The sequence below is a fragment of the Parasphingorhabdus sp. genome (assembly GCF_059726685.1).
Genome location: NZ_AP041068.1, coordinates 857,168 through 874,865 on the forward strand (window position 1 = coordinate 857,168; position 17,698 = coordinate 874,865).

A 17,698-nucleotide genomic window follows, 5' to 3' on the forward strand; every position below is an offset into this window, starting at 1 on the left:
AGGCGGGCGGCGGACATGGTCTATGCGTCAGCCATAATTGACAATCTCATATTCGATCCCGTTCCAGTCGAAGAAATAGAACCGCCGGCCCGGGTCATAGTCGTCATGGCCAAATGGCTCGAGTCCAGCAGCCTTCACCTTTTCCTCGACTGCATCCAGATCATCAACGGTCATCGCGACATGGTTCATCGGTTCGCCCTTGCGGAACTGGGGATTGGCGGCCTTCACATTCTCATTCGTGTAGAGCGCGAGATATTGATCATCAGTCCCCACGTGGATCGTGTGGCCACCCGACATTGATGGCCCCTCCCACCGGATATGCCACCCAAAAAGGTCGCGCATCAGGTCGGCGGACCGCTGCGGGTCGCTCACGGTCAGGTTCACATGTTCCAATATTGCTTTTGTCATTTTTCATATCCTTTTCCTTGGTTGCTGTTTGAAATTCGCCATGGCGGGAAGCGACGATTGTCGCCGCCAAAATAGAGGCACAGTGCGTTGCCTGCGGGATCGCGCAGACGCGCCTCGCGCCAGCCCCAGCTTTGATCTGTAGGCTGTGTATCAAAGGCGATTCCCCTGGCCTCCAGAGCCGCCACATCGGTATCGAGACTGTCGGTCTCGAAATAGACCATCCCGCTGGGCTCGTGGACCTGATCCACCTTGTGGATGGAGAAAGTCTCTCCGCTATCCGTTTCAAAGCGCGCATAGTGGGGCGGGGCATCGACAATCTGGACAAGGCCCAGCGTCTGATAAAATTGGACGGACGCATCGTAATCGAGACATCCGACGGTTATCTGGTTCAGTTTCATATTTCCGTGCTTCCTTGAAAACAGCATTTTTTCAGGACTTTTCATCCTCACTTGCGATTCGTACAACCTCAAGTTAAGTTGAGGTCAAGAGATTATTTTGACGACTGTTTTGAAAGAGAAATTCATGCCGGAAACAAAAGCCCTGACCATCGGTGCCCTCGCCGCGCGAACCGGTCTGTCGGTCTCGGCCATCCGTTTCTACGAGGAAAAGGGGCTGGTCGAACCCTTCCGCTCCGGCGGCGGTCAGCGGCGGTTTCTACGCTCGGACATAAGGCGCCTGTCCTTCGTCCTGATCGCGCAGCAACTGGGACTGAGTATCGGAGAGATTGAACGCCAGCTGGCCAGCCTCCCGCATGGCCGCACACCAACCCAAGCCGACTGGACCCGGATCAGCAAAGCGATGCGCAAGGTAATCAATGCGCGGATTGCGGAGCTGGAGCGGACGCGGGACCGGCTCGACGGGTGCATTGGTTGCGGTTGCCTAAGTCTGAAGAAATGCCAGCTCTATAACCCCGAAGATCGGGTGGGGTTGAAAGGGCCGGGGCCGCGGTTGGTTTTGGAGGATTAGTGGATGATATTGGTTTCTCGTGTCCGCTCTACCCCGAAAACGGACATTAGCGGCTGCCGATTCTTGTGGCGATGGTTTTTTGCAAGGTCTCCAGACGCGCGAATTCGGAGAGACGACCTAACACCTGCCGATGGCGCTATATCGGCCAGTAAGCGCTAAGCCAGTTGTCTAGAGCATCGGCTAGTTTGAGCCATTGCTCATTGTCCCACATAACCATGGCAGTGAATTGATAGAAGAATAAAATACCGCACCCGATGAAGGTGGCTGGAGATATTCTCCCCAATTGCTTCCAGTCATAGATGAAAAGCGGGATCAACATCGCATCAAGATATAGATATTGCGCATAGATAAAGGTCGCATCGTCCGCCAATCCCGGCAGGAAGGTTATCCGGCTGGCCGCTGCTTCGATAAGGAAAAACGTAAGCAGCAGCATATAGCGCATATGCTTCTCTGGAGAGCGCCTCCGTTCCCGGTAACCAAGCCAATAAAATAATGGTATTAAAACGAACGTCCACAACTGCAGGAAAAAGATGCTGTCCAGGCGTGCCTCAACCGGCTGTGGCAAGTCTTCCAGAAAGTTGGCAATAGAAAGCGTAACGCCGGAAGCCATTATCAACAGGAACAATATGAGAGATGCTGTCCCGAGATATTTGTGCCACCGGCTCGGCCCACCCCTGGCAAGCATGGCCTGCGTTATAAACAGCCCAAGCCAGCCAAACATAATGACAGCATGAACGAAAATAGCGGGAGGGAAATCAAAATTTCCACCCAAAAGCGGAAAGAGAAAAGATGGACCGAATCCCGCCACCGCTATTGCCAGAAACAACAGGCCCATGATTGCGAAGAACAGGTAGGACCGTCTTGAACGCAATGAATTACCCCTCCCATTAACCGATGCGCTGATGGCATTATCCACAGTCGACACCAACTTATCATCTTGCACGATGCATTGTCCAATACGGTGCTTGCGCGGCAGTCGTCACGAAACTGTTTGAGGGCTTGGTACAGGATTGAAGGTGGGGCTAATGCCTTTAGTTGCGGAGCTGGAGCGGACGCGGGACCGGCTCGACGGGTGCATTGGTTGCGGTTGCCTAAGCCTGAAGAAATGCCAGCTCTATAATCCGGAAGATCGGGTGGGGTAAAAAGGGCCGGGGCCGCGGTTGGTTTTGGAGGATTAGAGGATGTTCGTGGTCTTTCTAGTGCCCGCTTCATCCCGACAGCGGGCATTAGTTGATCGCATTGATTGACCTTTTCTGTTGGAGATTGCCCTTCCCGCGAACTGGAAAGATATTATATAGTCGGCACTATGAGCCAGATTACGTCGCTATATGTGTACAAGGTCGTCGGGCAGGCAAGCGACGGAGTCGTGACGCGGGACTTGGTTGAAGGATTGGGGCTGGCGGCCGATGGTCCGATCGATCCCGCTCAGATGGTGTCTTCCACGGACTATTATGAATTCTTCGCCGCATTGGCTGAACGGGATCCGGGCGGTCTTCGATTGCCCCTGCGGATTGGCGCCGCCATGCGTAGTGACGAGTTCGGGGCGTTCGGATTGGCATGGAAATCAGCGCCGAACCTTCATGGTTCATACCTTAGATCAGAGCGCTATGGCCGTGTATTGGGCAACGCTGAGTCCTACTCGCTTGAACAGAGCGCAGAAGGAGTGTTTTACAATCTTGAGAAAGCTGGCGACGGGAGTCTTGGTATGCTGCTCTCTAATGAGGCGAGTCTTTCAGCGGTTGTAGCCATCAGCCAGGAAGTCAGCACAGCCCCCTTCATCCCGCAAACGGTTTTCTTTAAACACAGCCCAAGAGGTGATCCTTCGGTCTATGACGCCCATTTTGGATGTCCGGTCCATTTTGAATCGGGTCGCGACGCTCTGCTGGTTAGCGAAGAGAGTCTGGGCGCTCCCAACAAACTGGGTGACGAGACCATCGCGAAGTTTTTTGACCACCATCTGGAGCAAGAACTAGCAAGGCTCGGAGATGTGAACAGCTTGGAGAAACGCGTTCGGCTCGCCGTGGCACAGTTGCTCAGTGAAGGCGTGCCGACGCTTTCACTCATAGCGTCAAAGCTGGGTATGAGCGCTCGAACGCTGCAGAGACGGCTTTCAGATCGAGGGCAGTCCTTTCAGAAGCTCGTCGATCTGGCCAGGCAGGAACTCGCCCAGCAGCTGCTTCGCGATACGGAGTACAGCCTTGCTGAGATTGCATTTTTGACCGGCTTCTCCGAGCAAAGCGGATTCACGCGGGCCTTCAAGCGGTGGGCCGGGCAAACGCCGCGCTCATATCGTTTAAGAGTGGCTGCCAACTGACATTTTGGCGCGAACTGTCAAAAGACTGGCATCATTGGGCAAGAGTCAAAATCGCTCCCCCCTTATTCATCGACTTGCAAAAATCAAACAAGGAGCAAGTCCATGCACGTCCAACGCCAAAAGAAAAACATCACCCTTGTTTTGGGCGGTACGGGAAAAACAGGTCGACGCGTGGCTGAACGCTTGCAACAGAAAGGTCATGCTGTCCGGATCGGATCCCGTTCAGCCCGTCCACCGTTCGATTGGGACAATGAAACGAGCTGGGAGGCTTGCCTCAAAGATGTGACCGCCGCCTATATTACCTATGTGCCGGATTTGGCCATGCCCGGTGCGACCGATGCAATAGAGGCTTTCGTCAGCCAGGCCAAACAGGCGGGCATCAAGCGGCTTGTGCTCTTGTCGGGTCGCGGGGAACCGGAAGCCCAAGCCTGTGAGCACATAGTCGAGGAATCAGGTCTTGAGTGGACGGTTATCAGGGCAGCATGGTTTAATCAGAACTTCTCCGAAGGCGCCTTTATTGACATGGTGCTGGACGGTAGGATCACCTTGCCTGGACGCGACACGCCTGAACCCTATATCGACGCTGATGATATCGCCGATGTCGCCGTTGCGGCGCTGACTGAAGCGGGTCATGGCGGGCAAATCTATGAGGTCACCGGACCAAGGCTGATGACCATGGCGGATGTGGCTACTGATCTGTCCCGGGCGACGGGACGCCAGATCGACTATATCGATATTCCGCATGAAGCTTTTATCGCAGAGATCACCAATTCCGGCGCACCGAAAGATGTGGTCTGGATACTGGATTATCTCTTCTCGACAATCCTCGACGGGCGAAATGCGCATCTGACCAACGGAGTGGAACGTGCGCTTGGCCGGACGCCCAAGGATTTCGCCGATTATGCACGCGAGATTGCCGCATCCGGAACCTGGAAAACTGCGGCTTGAGCAGATTGAATTCTGCCCAATCTTTCTCTGACGGACCGCGAAATTTCTCAAGCAAGTAATCCTGATAACTCAACCCGAAGGTATCAATTCCATGACCTACGAATGGCCCCTATATTTCTGTCTTTTCCTGGCTCTTTGGAGTGCAGTGGTCGGCGGTGTATTTTCTGCCTTTTCGGAATTCATCATGTCGGGGCTGCTTCGCACGGAGCCGGCTGGCGGAATGGAAGCGATGCAGCAGATCAATCGCACCGTCATCAAAACCCAGTTTGTTGCCGGGATAATGACCATTCCGGTCTTTTCAATCGCTTTCGGTGTCTATTCAATATTCGTGTTTTCGGGCCCCGCCTTGGTGGTGATGATTTTGGCACCGACGGTATTTGTCCCTTCGGTCTTGTTGATGACGATGTTTGGTAATGTGCCGATGAACAACAAACTCGACAGCTTGGATTACAAGACAGCTGACTCGCTTGCCTATTGGCAAGAATATGGTCGGGTTTGGACCAGACTCAATCATTTGCGCTCGCTCGGCAGCATATTGACTGCCGGTCTCTACATCATTGCAGCGGTAACCCTGATCGCTAGTGACCAAGTCTGAAAACGCATTCCAAAATATATATGAAAATGAAAGGAACAACGCCAATGACGAGAATTCTGATGACCATTTTGGCGACAGTCCTGACCATGGCCTTGTGGACAGGAACTGTCTTTATCGGCACCAGCGAAGGATGGTGGAAGACACCGATTACGGATTCAGCCGCCTCCGAAGATTTTGTTGGACCCGTTCGCGATAAAGTCGCTGCCGAACATCACGGCAATCTCGGGTTCGCTTTGATCGAAAAAGGAAAGGTGGCCGACCATTTTTCCGTCTCATCTGGCGAACCAGTCGATGAAAATTCGATTTACCAGGTCGCTTCGCTGGGCAAGTGGCTCACCGCCTGGGGCGTGATGGTGCTGGTGGAGGATGGTCTGGTTGAGCTCAATGCACCTGTTTCGAAATATCTGACACGCTGGAAATTGCCCGACAGCGATTTTGATCATTCGGGTGTCACGATTGGCCGATTACTAAGTCATACCGGGGGTCTTGGTGACAGGCTCGGCTATGACGGGTTCGATACGCCTAAGGATGTGCAGACGCTTGAGGAATCTCTCACCCGTGCCGAAGACGCCTCACCAGGCAAGAGCGGCATCGTCAAAGTCGGTGGTGAACCGGGGGCGGAGTGGAAATATTCCGGCGGCGGTTACACTATGCTGCAACTCGTCATCGAGGAAGTCTCAGGCCTGTCATTCGCAGATCATATGAAACAGCGCATATTCGAACCGCTGAGCATGGCGCGAACAACATTCGACCATGACGAGGCGATCGCATGGGGACTCGCGGAAAATTTCACCACGACCGGCAAGACCGAGCCATTTCGTTGGTATACCGCCCTAGGCGCGACTTCGCTGTTCACATCCCCGGCCGACATGGCAAGATTTGTGGCAATTCAATCACCCAGCGGTTCCCAATCGGTGTTGTCTCAAGAAACGCTGACCGCAATGGCATCATCTCACGCCACATCGATGGGAGCTGATGTCTGGGGATTGGGTGTGATGCTATACGCGCCTAACAATCAGGACGGTTTCATCGTCGGTCATGACGGAAATAATGAACCGGCGATCAATACGGCTGTTCGTTTTGATCCGGCTACTGGCGATGGCATTGTGGTGCTGGAGACGGGCAGTTCACTGCTTGCAACCGAAATTGCCAGTGAATGGGTGTTTTGGAAGACGGGCAACGTTGATAACCTTGCATTTGCGATGGTGCTGGAAAGCATGTTCCTTTGGATTCTGGTCGGTTGCGCGATCATTTTTCTTGTCGGACTGGTCATCGGTTGGCGGCAGTGGCGAAGCAGTCGTATCCGAACCGGATTGTCGAACAAAGCCAGTGGAGAATCATCCTTTTAGAGCTAACGTCCGCTTTTGTGCCCAAGGCGGACGCCGCGCCACCCTCACTCCGCCGCCAGTAACTCTTCCGCCGCATCGAGATCCACCGATACCAGCTGCGATATTCCGCGTTCAATCATCGTGACACCGAACAGCCGGTGCATGCGGCTCATTGTCACCGCATTATGGGTCACGATCAGATAACGCGTGTTGGTTTCCGCGACCATCTTGTCGAGCAGGTCGCAAAAGCGTTCGATATTCGCATCATCCAGCGGCGCGTCGACCTCGTCGAGCACGCAGATGGGCGCGGGGTTTGTCAGGAACAGGCCAAAGATCAGGGCCACAGCGGTCAGTGCCTGCTCGCCGCCTGATAGCAGTGTCAGCGATGTCAGCTTCTTGCCCGGTGGCTGTGCCATGATTTCCAGACCGGCTTCGAGCGGATCATCACTATCCACCAGTTCCAGATGCGCCTTGCCGCCGTCAAACAGGGTCGTGAACAGCCGCTGGAAATGCTGGTCCACTTCTTCAAATGCTGCGAGCAGCCGTTGCCGCCCTTCGCGATTGAGGCTGCCGATGGAGCCGCGCAGCTGGTTAATCGCCTCGTTCAGCTCTTCGCTTTCCTTGGTCGATTTTTCCCATTCGGTTTCCAGCTCTTCCAGCTCATCGGCGGCGACCAGATTGACCGGGCCGATCCGCTCCCGGCTGAGCGTCAGTCTTTCCAGTTCTGCCGATTCCAGTTCAGCACCGCCGACCGTCGCTTCATCAAATTCGCATTTTTCGGATAGCATCTGCGGCGGACATTCAAATTTCTCTCCGGAAATCCGGCCCATTTCCACGCGGCGGAGGTCCTGATTTTCGGCCCGTGCCTTCGCTCCTGCGCGTTCCTCGCGCGCCTGGCTGAGCGCCTCGCTGGTGGCGTTTAACCGGTCTTCATGATCGCGCTGCGCCAGTTCAGCCGTTTGCTGCGCTGCGTCTTTTTCAGCGACGACGGCGTTCAGGGCATCCTGCTGTTCCTGCAGCTTGGTCACCTCGACTTCGATAACGCGCGGGCGGTCTGCCAGCTTTTCGACTTCCGCCTCAATTGCATGCGCGCGTTTGGCCATTTCGGCCATCCGGGTGGCGGCCTCGCTGGAGCGATCCTGCCAGGATTTGATCTGAGCAGCGGCGACGGCCTTTTGTTCCTTCACCTGCGCGAGCTTTTGATCCAGTCCGGACAAGGCGGCCTGCGAAGACATGACCTGCTGCCGCGCCGCATCGCGCTGATCCTGAAGGGCCGCTCGGGCTCTTTCCTGTGCGGCACCATCCGGCTGACTGGTGCGTTCCTGCCGGGCTGTTTCCAGCTCCGTCTTCGCGGTCGCCGCCTCTTCTTTCAGGGCCGCTTCCCGCTCCGAAAGACTGGCCGTGCGCTTTTGCAGCCAACCGAGCGCTTCTTCCGCCTGATCGGCTTCGCGCAGCGCCTGGCGCAGCAAATCCTCTGCCTCGCGCCGGGCGACCCGCGCTTCGGCAAGCTGCTCTTCGGCGGTGGCAATGGCCGCCTGCCTGCTGTGCAATGCCGTTTCGCCTGCTGCGACTTTCGCTTCGGCCGGTTCGAGCAAGCCTGCCAGTTCGGCCAGGCGATTGGCGCGCACCAGCCGTTCGGCGCTGGCATTGCCATCATCACGGGCGACAAAACCGTCCCAGCGTCGCAAGGCTCCCGATCTGGTAACCAGTCTCTGACCGACGGCGAGCGACTGGTTGGCGTCGCTGTCGGCAACGAAAATTTGTGAAAGGCGGCTGTGCAGTTCTTTGGGAGCTTGGACGTGATCAAGCAATGTCTCGGTTCCGCCGGGGGCTTTTGCCGGTGCAGAAGCATTTCCGCCACCCCAGAACCGGTCGCCGTCTTCACCTATGGAAGCCAGCAGATCGTCTCCCAGAGCCGCGGCCAATGCGCGCTCATAGCCCGGCGCTGCCTTCACCTGATCAATGGCCTTGTGGTCGCTCTCGCCCTTGGACAGTTCCCGTTCCAAAGCACTATGTTCGGATGAGAGGCCGGCCAGTTCGGCTTTCATCGTTGCAAGCGCCGATTCCGCCTCATCGCGCGCCTCACTGGCGGTCAGCCGCTGGGCCTCGTGCTGTGCAATTTGCGACCCGCTGCCGTCCGCTTTTTTCTGGGCCGCTTCTCGCGCCGCCACAGCGTCGGCAAAAGCCTTTTCCAGTTCGGCCTCGTCCCCCATTTCGGCACGCTCTTCCGCCAGCCGGTCGAGCTCCACGGCCAACCGGTTATGACGGGTCTCAGCGGCTTCCAGGGCGGCATTGGCAACCTTGATCTCGGCCTGTATCCGGGCTTCCTCGGCCACTGCCTTGGCGAGTTCAACTTCGCTGTCACTTGCAGCACGCTCGGCTCTTTCGGCCTGTTTTTCAAGCTCGGGGCGTTCTGCCTCCAATGTGACGAGTTCGGCGGACAGCTGTTTTTCGTCTTGCTCGAGCCGCGACAAGGCCTCCATCGCATCGCGGGTCAATTGATCCTCGCGCGCGTTGTCATCCTTGATCCGCTGAGCCTGTGCCTGCAGGTCGAGCAGCCGTGATTTCAGATTGTCCCGCTCGTTGGTCAGCGAGAGCAGGCGGTGGCTGGATTCACTGGCTTCCTCGCGCGCCTTGGTAAGATCGGCGCGCAGCAAACCCAGTGTCCTGGCGCTTTCATTTTGCGCCTGTACCGCCGATTGCTGTGCGTTCTGCGCCGTATTGACCTTGGCTTCCGCCGCTTCCGCTTCTGCTTTGGCGGCATCGGCTGCTGCTGCTGCTTCTTTCCAGCGCGCGAAAATCAGACGCGCTTCCACAGTGGTAATCTGACCGCTCAGTTTCTTGTAGCGCTCTGCCTGTTTGGCCTGTCGGCGCAGGGCGGATGCCCGTTGTTCCATATCGCCCAATATGTCATCGAGGCGCCCCAGATTTTTTTCGGCGGCCCGCAATTTCTGCTCGGCATCCTTACGCCGGACATGCAGCCCGGAAATGCCGGCCGCCTCTTCCAGCATTTCGCGCCGGTCGGTGGGTTTTGAGGAGATCACATTGCTGATCTTGCCCTGACTGACCAGGGCAGGACTATGCGCGCCGGTTGCGGCATCTGCAAAAATCAGCGCGACATCCTTGGCCCGGACGTCAACGCCGTTCGCCCGATAGGCAGAGCCGGCACCGCGTTCAATACGGCGGACAATTTCCAGCTCGCTATCATTGTCGCCGACATGGAGCGATGACACGTCATTCGTTTCACGTTCGGCATGCAAAGCAACTTCGGCAAATTGGCGCTGTGGCCGCTGATCCGTACCGGCAAAGATAACATCTTCCATGCCGCCGCCGCGCATCGACTTGGGCGAGTTTTCGCCCATGACCCAGCGGATCGCTTCCAGAAGGTTTGATTTACCACAGCCGTTGGGGCCGACCACACCGGTCAGCCCTTTTTCAACGCGCAGCTCGGTGGGATCGACAAAGCTTTTAAAGCCCGAAAGTTTGAGCTTCTTTATTTGCACGCAGGTTGCCCTGTCTGACTGTTATCATTCACTCGCATTAAACTCGCTTCCCCCAAGCGATAACAGGCGCTTACCGGGCGCCTGCTTCTTTCAATCTTGTTTCCACCATATTCCAGCTCGTGCCATCGATCTTCTGACCGTTGATCAGGAAGGTCGGTGTACCCTGGATGTCAAAATCCTGTACCGCTGTCTGTGTGTCCGCCATAAGTTTTTCAGCGGTCGCCGTTTCGCTGAGGCAGGCTTTGGCCTGATCCGCAGAAACCCCGCGCTGTTGGAAATAGCTGATCAGATCGAGCTGTTCGGCCAAGCTGACAAAACGCACATTCGGTTCCTGAGACAATACACTTTGATACGTCGCGTCACCCATGGCCTGAGCCTTTTCAAACATTGGACCCTGGTTGCTTAGCGCCTGTTTGGTCAATGCGAAAAACGGACCTTCACCGCCGCAACGGGACAGGATCGCGGCGGTCAGATCCAGCGGATCGCGAACGAAATTGCGGATTTCGAAGCTTACCCGTCCTGATTCAACATATTCATCGCGGATCGTATTAAAGGCTTCTTCGCCAAAAGTGGCGCAATGCGAACAGGTGATCGACATATATTCGACCAGTTTAATGGGCGCATCAGGATTGCCCATCACATAACCGCCAGCTTCAGTCTGTGCGACGGTTTCCGACCATTTTTGGCCATCCGGTGCAGCGACGGCCGCAATGGCTTCGCCAGATGTTGCTCCGCCCTCGGCGGTTTCCGCAGCGCCGCCGCATCCGGTAAGCGCAAGTGCGAGAGCAATAGGAGCCAGATAGAGTGATTTAGACATGTTAGATATTCCTGTTATTTCTATAAGATGTTTCATTCATTCAGGGAGGGCGAGCAGGGCAGGCCGCAAGCGTGCCCAACTGTGAACCTTGTCGATAGGTTGATCGTTCAACGTAAAGCTGGGCGTTCCGGTCAGCTTCAATGTTCCAGTGGCATATTTGGTCATGCCCAAAATTTTATCCTGTGCCTGTTTGTCGGCAAGGCAGCTATTGACCTGATCCTTTGAATAACCGCGTTTCTGCATCAGGCCGTAAAAGTCGGCTGCTTTGGCAATTTTCTTGAGCCGTTCGGGAACAGTGCCTTCGTTCAATGATTTCATCACAGCGGGCGAGGAAGATTGAAAGGTCTGCATCCAGCTTGCCTGAGACGTCAGTATCGCCCGGTGATTGCCAAAAAATTTCGTACGCCCTCCGCAGCGCGCAAGCATCGCCGCTGTCAGATCAATCGGGTTGAGAACCAGATTGCGGACTTCAAAGCTGATATGGCCTTTCCGGATGAAACCTGATTTTAGCGGATCATGAGACTGCGCTTCGAAATTCGCACAGTGGTTGCAGGTATAGCTCATATATTCGGCCAGTTGATGCAAAGCGAGGGGATTGCCCATTACATGCCCGCCTTTTTCGGACATCGTGACCCGCTGGGTCCAATCCGTCTGTGTTGTCTGTGACTGGGCGGCTACGGGCGCCGAGGCCAGAACCGCTGTTCCGAGGGTTGCCAAAGCAAGATACGCGCTTGCGAATTTCATTACTCGTCCTTTTTTCCTTCTGGCCTTTTCTCTGCCGGCCCGTCTTCATTCGGTTGGCGCTTCACGCCGCCGCCGATTTTTCCCACGATGGCAATAGGCTGTGGTTCCTCTATTTGCGGAGCGCCTTCCGACTTGGCAATAGCTGTGGCCAATGATTCCAGCACCCTGTTCAATTCCGGGTCACCAATATCGCGCAGGCTGTCGCCCAATTCTATCGGTGCGGGCTTTAGTGATGGCGGGGGTGCCACACGCCTTTCTCTTTGTTTTTCAATATCTTTAGGTGGATTTACCGGTCCCTGCCTGAATCGCACCTGACTAATCGCGCCATAGCCGAAAAAGCGGTTCACCCGCTCGATAATCTCGGGTGTAATATGTTGCATCAAGGTCGAATGGGCACCGGAAACCAGCAAATGAAGCGTGCCGCTTTCTTTTTCACCGCGGGGAAAGCGGATTGATTCGGGCAGGGAGACGTCCGCATAACGCTCTCCGACTATCTCCGGCCAGCGGCTCACGACTGAACTTTGGATGAAACCATAGCGGCGAAAGGCAGCGCGGCCGATTTCCGGCATCAGATCAGAAATGCTGCGCGCTTCACCGCCGCGCGGGCGCTGATACTTGCTGAATTTCCTAGCGCCGGCCGTGCGCTTGGCGCCCTTGCGCTTCGGCTTCTCGCTGTTCGGATTATTTTCCTTCGCCATCACAAGCCATCATGGCATAGGCACCCTATGGGCGTCGACAAAATAACCGGTAAAGCGCAGAATATCACCGCCAAAATCAGTGCACATTATGTGGATAACGCCCGCAATCTGCCCTGGCGGGTGCCGCCTGAGCTGTCGGCGGCGGGTCGCTTGCCGGATCCTTATCATGTCTGGTTGTCTGAAGTGATGTTGCAGCAGACCACCGTCGCAGCCGTTATCGCCTATTTTCAGAAGTTTACCAAGCGCTGGCCGACGGTCGCAGATTTGGCGAAGGCGGACGAGGCAGACGTGCTCGCCGCATGGGCCGGGCTTGGCTATTATGCGCGGGCGCGGAACCTGCACAAATGTGCCTGCTATGTGTGTGATAATTTGAGCGGCATATTTCCTTCTGAGGAAAAGGAATTGCTCAAGCTACCCGGAATCGGTGCCTATACAGCGGCGGCGATCGCCGCGATTGCCTTTGGTCAGCGGGCAGTGGTTGTCGATGCCAATATCGAACGACTCGTCGCACGGCTTTTTGCAATCGACACGCCGCTGCCAAAGGGCAAGGCGGATATTAGAATCGCCATGGATGCCCTGACGCCGGATGCCCGGACACCACGTGATAGCGCCGGAGATTTTGCACAAGCCTGTATGGATATCGGCGCGAGCATCTGCTCGGCCAAGGCGCCAAAATGCGAAACCTGTCCGGTGCAGGCTGATTGCGCAGCCTATGCGAAGGGTGATCAGGAACGTTATCCCGTCAAGCCACCCAAAAAGGCCAAACCTACACGTAGAGGACGATTTTTCTGGATTGAACAGGATGATAAACTGTTGCTCGTCACCCGCCCGGCGAAGGGAATGCTGGGTTCCATGCGCGCTCTACCCGATGATGACTGGGCGGCGGGAAAAGACGGCCATGGCCAGCCGCCATTGGACGGCAATTGGCAGCTTCACGAGAATGTTGTTCAGCACAGCTTCACCCATTTTTCGCTTGAGGTTGATTTGGCGGTTTATCAAACCGAGAAAATCGTTATTAACAAGGGTGATAATAGAAAAGCCGAACTTGGCCCCCAACTCGATGATGCGATCTGGTGGCCGGTACATGAGATAGAGGATGCAGGCCTGCCAACCTTATTTGCCAAAGCGGTGGACTGGGCTGTGAAACGGAAACTGAAGGAATGAATATGACGATCAACAAGACGGCCGACAAAACCATAGTTGCAGCCTTTAACCGCCGATCAGTTCTGGGGGCCATTGGCGCCGGTGCCTTTCTGGCTGGTACACCTGGTGCAGCTATTGCACGTTCGCTGGCCCGGCCCGCCGCGCCTTTCCCCGGCCTGACCAAGATTATCAACGACTATGTCGCGGAAAAGAAAGTGGCCGGGATGCTTGCCGCCATCGGCATGGGTCAGTCTGACCCGATGATGATTTCCGCCGGGACCCACAAATTGGGCGGTGAAAAGCCGGTTGATATGAACACCTTGTGGCGGCTCTATTCGCAGACCAAGCCCGTAACCGGCATGGCGATCATGATGCTTATCGAGGATGGTCAGCTCAAACTTGACCAGCCGGTCGCCGATATTCTGCCGGAATTTGCAGATATGCGGGTTCTGCAGAATCCCGAGGGATCGCTTGACGAGACCGTCCCGGCGCGAACGCAGATCACCATTCGCCATTTGCTGACCCATACTGCTGGTCTGGGGTATAACATCATCAGCAAAGGTCCAATCCGGAAAGCCTATTTCGCCGAGGGCATAACGCCCGGTGTGGTCAGCCGGATGCCGCTTCCCGGAACGGAGCCCGGACCACCAACGCCGGATATCGCGACCTTTTCGAAAAATCTCGCTTCCTTGCCGCTGGTCTATGAGCCCGGCACAAAATGGAGCTATTCGGTTAGTATCGACCTGCTTGGCTATGTCGTTCAGGTGGCTTCGGGCATGCCACTGGAAAAATTTTTGCAGAAACGCATGTTCGATCCACTGGGCATGAAGGATACGTTCTTTCAGCTTCCCGCTGACCGGGTGGCTGACTTTACCGACAATTATGCGCCCCTTGGCGGCACCCTGATCCCGATCGATCCGGCCGCAAACAGCATTTATCTCGACAAGCCGGCTTTTGCCTTTGGCGGCGCCGGACTGGTCGGATCAGCGGCGGATTATGACAAGTTTCTCGCCATGCTGCTCGGCTTCGGCACGTACAAAGGCACCGCAATCATGCAGCCCGAGACGGCCAAGCTTGGCATGTCCAACCTGCTGCCGGAAGGCGCCGACATGAAAGGCACATGGGTTGCCAATCATGGCTTTGGCGCAGGCGGGCGCGCTGGTCTGGGGACGACGGCAAGTCCGGCAGGAACATTTGGCTGGGGCGGCGCTGCCGGCACATCGGCCTTTGTCGATACCGGTAATGGGTTCCGTGCAGGCGGGTATACGCAGTACATGCCTTCCAACACCTATCCGTTCCAGTCGGAATTTCCGAAATATGTCTATGCCGACCTGATGCAGCAGATGTCCGCAGGCGCAGGAAAAACCAGCCCGTGAGCAATAGCGTCAGTCCGATCATGACGACCGACCTAAGCGCCATCATCCCGACCTTTGCTGGCGGAACCATGGACCGTGCGGATCAGGTCCGGGTGAATCCTGAACGGCTGAAAGAAGCCATGATGCGCCCCAATGCGCGCTTGCTGAAGCTCGACGGTTTGAGCCCCGTTTTTGACGCCATGGGCGATCTCGCCTGGGGACCGCTTTACGAAGCCTCGCCGGACAATGACCTGCTGCTCCTTGGCATGGACGGAGACACACCCTGTTTTGCGGAGCTTAATGGCGCCGGGAGCGCCATGCCCACCGCTGACCCGCGATTGTGGCAGTCACTGGGCGTCCTGCCGCCGGAGCAGGCGGCCATTTATGCAACGGCGCGCAGCCTGGTGGACTGGCACGCCCGTCACCGGTTTTGCGCCAATTGCGGACGGCCGACGGAATCCCGCAAAGGCGGCTGGGCCCGCCAATGCGACAAGGAAAAGGACGGCTGCGGCGCCGAACATTTTCCGCGCACCGATCCTGTGGCGATCATGCTGGCGGAATGTGAAGGCAAAATCCTGCTCGGCCGGCAGCCCCGCTTTCCGCCCAAGCGTTTTTCCGCGCTGGCCGGCTTTATCGAACCGGGCGAGAGTATCGAAGGCGGCGTCGCTCGGGAATTATGGGAAGAAGCGGGCATCAAGGTCCGCAATGTCCGCTACATAGCCAGCCAGCCCTGGCCCTTTCCGTCATCACTGATGATGGCCTGTACCAGTGTGACTGACGATCCGACATTGACACTGGACGAGGAAGAAATTGAGGAAGCCGCATGGTTCTCGCTCGATGAAGTGAAAGCCGCGATGAACGGTGATCCCGATGCTCCGTTTATTGCGCCGCCACCGTTTGCGATAGCCTATAATCTACTTAAAAACTGGGTGGATGAACAGGAACGGTGAGGGCTTCGACGCAAAGGCCGACATCCGCATTGGGATACACTTTGAGGCAACACGGGACATATTGATCATTCCCGCATTGGGCAGCAAGGAGAGTCACTATGGGTGCAAAACGCGAAAATTGAGAGAAATCATATTGAACCATCCTGAACGCACCATCAATGAGTGTTGTTCAAAATCGGTTGGCCTGTAAGAAATTTTGGAACTACGAGACGTTTATGATCAAACCAACCCAGAGAGCAAAAAGAACTATCCAACTTCCAAAATAAGCGAATATGCGCCAGCGTAAATTGTTAGAACCGGTGTGGATCAGGGCGTGTAGAACACGCATGGCAACATAGGTCCATGCGAGGCCGACCAGCACAGGATGGATCGCATCGCTGACTATAATCGCAAGGCACACAGTGTAGAAAAGAACTGGCGTTTCAAACATATTTGAAAAATGACGCGACAGGGTGAGTGTTCGTGGTGCTTCCTTTTGGTAGTCTGAATATGTGAGAAAATGTGATGGTTTGATGTCACCTCTGGCAACCGCGCTTGAGCGCGCCCGGAATAAGGAGATAAAAACCAGTCCTGTCAGCAGAAACATGGCAAACATGGGATATATGATTTGTGCGTCTGTCATAGTTGGTGCGCTTTCTTGGATGAATTATCGTTTCTTGAAGACTATTCTGAGCAACTGTCACTCGATCAGTCCAGCGTTTTTCGGAATCCTAATGTCGAAAGGTCATGAAAATTCATTACCAGCATGGCTACAAAAACTCTAATGTTTGCTTACAGGACAAAGCAGACATTTTCGGCCACGTCCTGTCGCCCCCCTTTCCTACATCTAACCAAATAGGTTATCTTGTCTGTTTCTCTAACGCAAAGGAACATGATTATGACCGAGCAACCTTCTCGCGATGACTTCACCGATATCCCTGCCACCGATGATCTGGCGCAGCCCCGGGCGCGCCATGATGGCTGGTCGCCGGAGCGGCAGGTGGTGTTTCTCGAGGCGCTGGCGCGGACCGGTAATGTCCGGGCAGCAGCGCGCTATGCGGGACTGTCTCGGGAAAGCGCTTACAAGCTCAGGCGGCGGCCTGATGCACGGGCCTTTGCCCGGGCGTGGGATGCCGCGATCATCCATGCGCGCGATATCTTTCAGGATGAGCTGATGGACAAGGGGCTCAATGGCTGGCGCGAGGCGGTGTGGCATCAGGGTGAGGAAGTAGGAACACGCGAACGCTGGAGCGCGCCCTTGTTTCTGGCGGCATTATCCCGGCTCGACAGGATGGCGGACGGGATTGATCTGGCCGGCAAGCCGGCGCGGGTGGCTGCCGAGAGGTTTGATGATTTGTTAGAGGGCATCGGCAAAGGCGATGATTGTGCAGAACTGGTGGACGAGATTGACGGGACTGGCCGGACGGCAGAGCCGCCGCAATCCTCCCTTTCCAACGCGCAGATCATGAACGCTCTGCGCCTGCAGCAGGGGCGCGAGCGGATCATGGCAATGGCGCCGGAGGATATTGATGTGTCCGACCTGGATATTGCAGATTGTGAGGAGTGGGATGATCTCGACTGGGAGCGGGCGGATCGCAGCGGGTTTCTGGAGCGTAGCGGTTTTTATGATGAGGAGGAGAGCGAAGCAGAAGGTGCCGGGGAGGAAGAGGCTGTGAGAATTGTGTGAACTTTGGAGAGGATTCTTTTTTGGACCTCAAGCGTCGGACGGGCACATCCGTGCCCTTGGCTATCGCGCCAATAAGGCGCGGCGGCCAGTCGGCCTTGCCTCGCTGCGCTCGGACGATGATCTTAAGCGTTGCGGAGAAGGTCGCGCTGATCCGACGCATTGCGTCGGCAAGCGCGACTGCGCGCCCGAGCTTATGCGAGGAAAGCCAAGCGGGCGGATGCCCGCGCCCGGCGTTTGAGGTTAAATAAAGACTCCCACCTCCG

At 56.0% G+C, this 17,698-nt stretch carries 17 protein-coding genes and 1 pseudogene; 10 read left to right on the forward strand and 8 right to left on the reverse strand.

All coding sequences use genetic code 11. The features are described 5' to 3' along the window. Positions 1 to 27: 27 nt before the first annotated feature. Both AC6I9Z_RS04255 and AC6I9Z_RS04260 read right to left on the reverse strand, forming a co-directional pair. Complete coding sequence (locus AC6I9Z_RS04255) at positions 28 to 408, reverse strand: VOC family protein (RefSeq protein ID WP_461458594.1); 381 nt, start codon at positions 406 to 408, stop codon at positions 28 to 30. Further along, a complete protein-coding gene (locus AC6I9Z_RS04260; RefSeq protein WP_461458592.1) occupies positions 405 to 806 on the reverse strand; it encodes a VOC family protein in 402 nt (133 codons plus the stop codon). Before AC6I9Z_RS04260 ends, AC6I9Z_RS04255 begins: the two co-directional genes overlap by 4 nt. A gap of 124 nt (positions 807 to 930) precedes the next feature. On the opposite strand from AC6I9Z_RS04260, the gene soxR reads away from it, so the two are divergent. After that, positions 931 to 1,374 (forward strand): redox-sensitive transcriptional activator SoxR, encoded by a 444-nt coding sequence (gene soxR, locus AC6I9Z_RS04265; RefSeq protein WP_461458833.1) that lies wholly within the window; start codon positions 931 to 933, stop codon positions 1,372 to 1,374. A gap of 136 nt (positions 1,375 to 1,510) precedes the next feature. Here the strand turns inward: soxR and AC6I9Z_RS04270 are convergent, their stop codons facing one another. Next, positions 1,511 to 2,245 (reverse strand): hypothetical protein, encoded by a 735-nt coding sequence (locus AC6I9Z_RS04270; RefSeq protein ID WP_461458591.1) that lies wholly within the window; start codon positions 2,243 to 2,245, stop codon positions 1,511 to 1,513. A gap of 163 nt (positions 2,246 to 2,408) precedes the next feature. Between AC6I9Z_RS04270 and AC6I9Z_RS04275 the strand changes: the two are divergent. From AC6I9Z_RS04275 to AC6I9Z_RS04295, 5 genes and pseudogenes are all read left to right on the forward strand, one after another. Continuing rightward, a pseudogene (locus tag AC6I9Z_RS04275) lies at positions 2,409 to 2,516 on the forward strand (redox-sensitive transcriptional activator SoxR); the annotation flags it as partial. A 164-nt stretch (positions 2,517 to 2,680) separates the two neighbouring features. After that, positions 2,681 to 3,688 carry an AraC family transcriptional regulator gene (locus AC6I9Z_RS04280; protein ID WP_461458589.1) on the forward strand — a complete coding sequence of 336 codons (1,008 nt, stop codon included), beginning with the start codon at positions 2,681 to 2,683 and terminating at the stop codon, positions 3,686 to 3,688. A 102-nt stretch (positions 3,689 to 3,790) separates the two neighbouring features. Beyond that, entirely contained in the window at positions 3,791 to 4,636 is an 846-nt protein-coding gene (locus AC6I9Z_RS04285; RefSeq protein ID WP_461458587.1) for an NAD(P)H-binding protein, read from the forward strand. Between the two features lie 91 nt (positions 4,637 to 4,727). Continuing rightward, positions 4,728 to 5,231, forward strand: coding sequence for an anthrone oxygenase family protein (locus AC6I9Z_RS04290; protein WP_461458585.1), 504 nt, complete (start codon positions 4,728 to 4,730; stop codon positions 5,229 to 5,231). Between the two features lie 44 nt (positions 5,232 to 5,275). Continuing rightward, positions 5,276 to 6,580, forward strand: coding sequence for a serine hydrolase domain-containing protein (locus tag AC6I9Z_RS04295; RefSeq protein ID WP_461458583.1), 1,305 nt, complete (start codon positions 5,276 to 5,278; stop codon positions 6,578 to 6,580). A 44-nt stretch (positions 6,581 to 6,624) separates the two neighbouring features. On the opposite strand, the gene smc is transcribed toward AC6I9Z_RS04295, so the two are convergent. From smc to AC6I9Z_RS04315, 4 genes are all read right to left on the reverse strand, one after another. Further along, the gene (gene smc / locus AC6I9Z_RS04300) at positions 6,625 to 10,062 is read right to left on the reverse strand and encodes a chromosome segregation protein SMC (RefSeq protein ID WP_461458581.1); all 3,438 of its coding nucleotides are present in this window, start codon (positions 10,060 to 10,062) and stop codon (positions 6,625 to 6,627) included. A 70-nt stretch (positions 10,063 to 10,132) separates the two neighbouring features. Next, the gene (locus AC6I9Z_RS04305; RefSeq protein WP_461458580.1) at positions 10,133 to 10,879 is read right to left on the reverse strand and encodes a thioredoxin domain-containing protein; all 747 of its coding nucleotides are present in this window, start codon (positions 10,877 to 10,879) and stop codon (positions 10,133 to 10,135) included. A gap of 36 nt (positions 10,880 to 10,915) precedes the next feature. Beyond that, positions 10,916 to 11,623: a DsbA family protein gene (locus AC6I9Z_RS04310; protein ID WP_461458578.1), complete on the reverse strand. Its 708-nt coding sequence runs from the start codon at positions 11,621 to 11,623 to the stop codon at positions 10,916 to 10,918. Then, the gene (locus AC6I9Z_RS04315; protein ID WP_461458577.1) at positions 11,623 to 12,321 is read right to left on the reverse strand and encodes a DUF721 domain-containing protein; all 699 of its coding nucleotides are present in this window, start codon (positions 12,319 to 12,321) and stop codon (positions 11,623 to 11,625) included. The genes AC6I9Z_RS04310 and AC6I9Z_RS04315 overlap by 1 nt, the downstream gene beginning before the upstream one ends. A 27-nt stretch (positions 12,322 to 12,348) precedes the next feature. Here AC6I9Z_RS04315 and AC6I9Z_RS04320 point away from each other — a divergent pair, with 27 nt between their 5' ends. Genes AC6I9Z_RS04320 through nudC form a run of 3 tightly spaced genes read left to right on the forward strand, consistent with a single transcriptional unit; the run spans position 12,349 to position 15,769 of the window. Then, positions 12,349 to 13,485: an A/G-specific adenine glycosylase gene (locus AC6I9Z_RS04320; protein WP_461458575.1), complete on the forward strand. Its 1,137-nt coding sequence runs from the start codon at positions 12,349 to 12,351 to the stop codon at positions 13,483 to 13,485. Between the two features lie 2 nt (positions 13,486 to 13,487). Further along, positions 13,488 to 14,840, forward strand: a complete 1,353-nt coding sequence (locus tag AC6I9Z_RS04325) for a serine hydrolase domain-containing protein (protein WP_461458573.1) — start codon at positions 13,488 to 13,490, stop codon at positions 14,838 to 14,840. A gap of 20 nt (positions 14,841 to 14,860) precedes the next feature. Beyond that, the gene (nudC, locus tag AC6I9Z_RS04330; RefSeq protein WP_109356206.1) at positions 14,861 to 15,769 is read left to right on the forward strand and encodes an NAD(+) diphosphatase; all 909 of its coding nucleotides are present in this window, start codon (positions 14,861 to 14,863) and stop codon (positions 15,767 to 15,769) included. A 202-nt stretch (positions 15,770 to 15,971) separates the two neighbouring features. Here the strand turns inward: nudC and AC6I9Z_RS04335 are convergent, their stop codons facing one another. Then, on the reverse strand, positions 15,972 to 16,391 hold the full coding sequence (locus AC6I9Z_RS04335; RefSeq protein ID WP_461458571.1) for an MAPEG family protein: 420 nt from the start codon (positions 16,389 to 16,391) through the stop codon (positions 15,972 to 15,974). Positions 16,392 to 16,646: 255 nt separating this feature from the next. Here AC6I9Z_RS04335 and AC6I9Z_RS04340 point away from each other — a divergent pair, with 255 nt between their 5' ends. Further along, positions 16,647 to 17,435, forward strand: a complete 789-nt coding sequence (locus AC6I9Z_RS04340; protein ID WP_497811230.1) for a hypothetical protein — start codon at positions 16,647 to 16,649, stop codon at positions 17,433 to 17,435. Positions 17,436 to 17,698 lie beyond the last annotated feature (263 nt).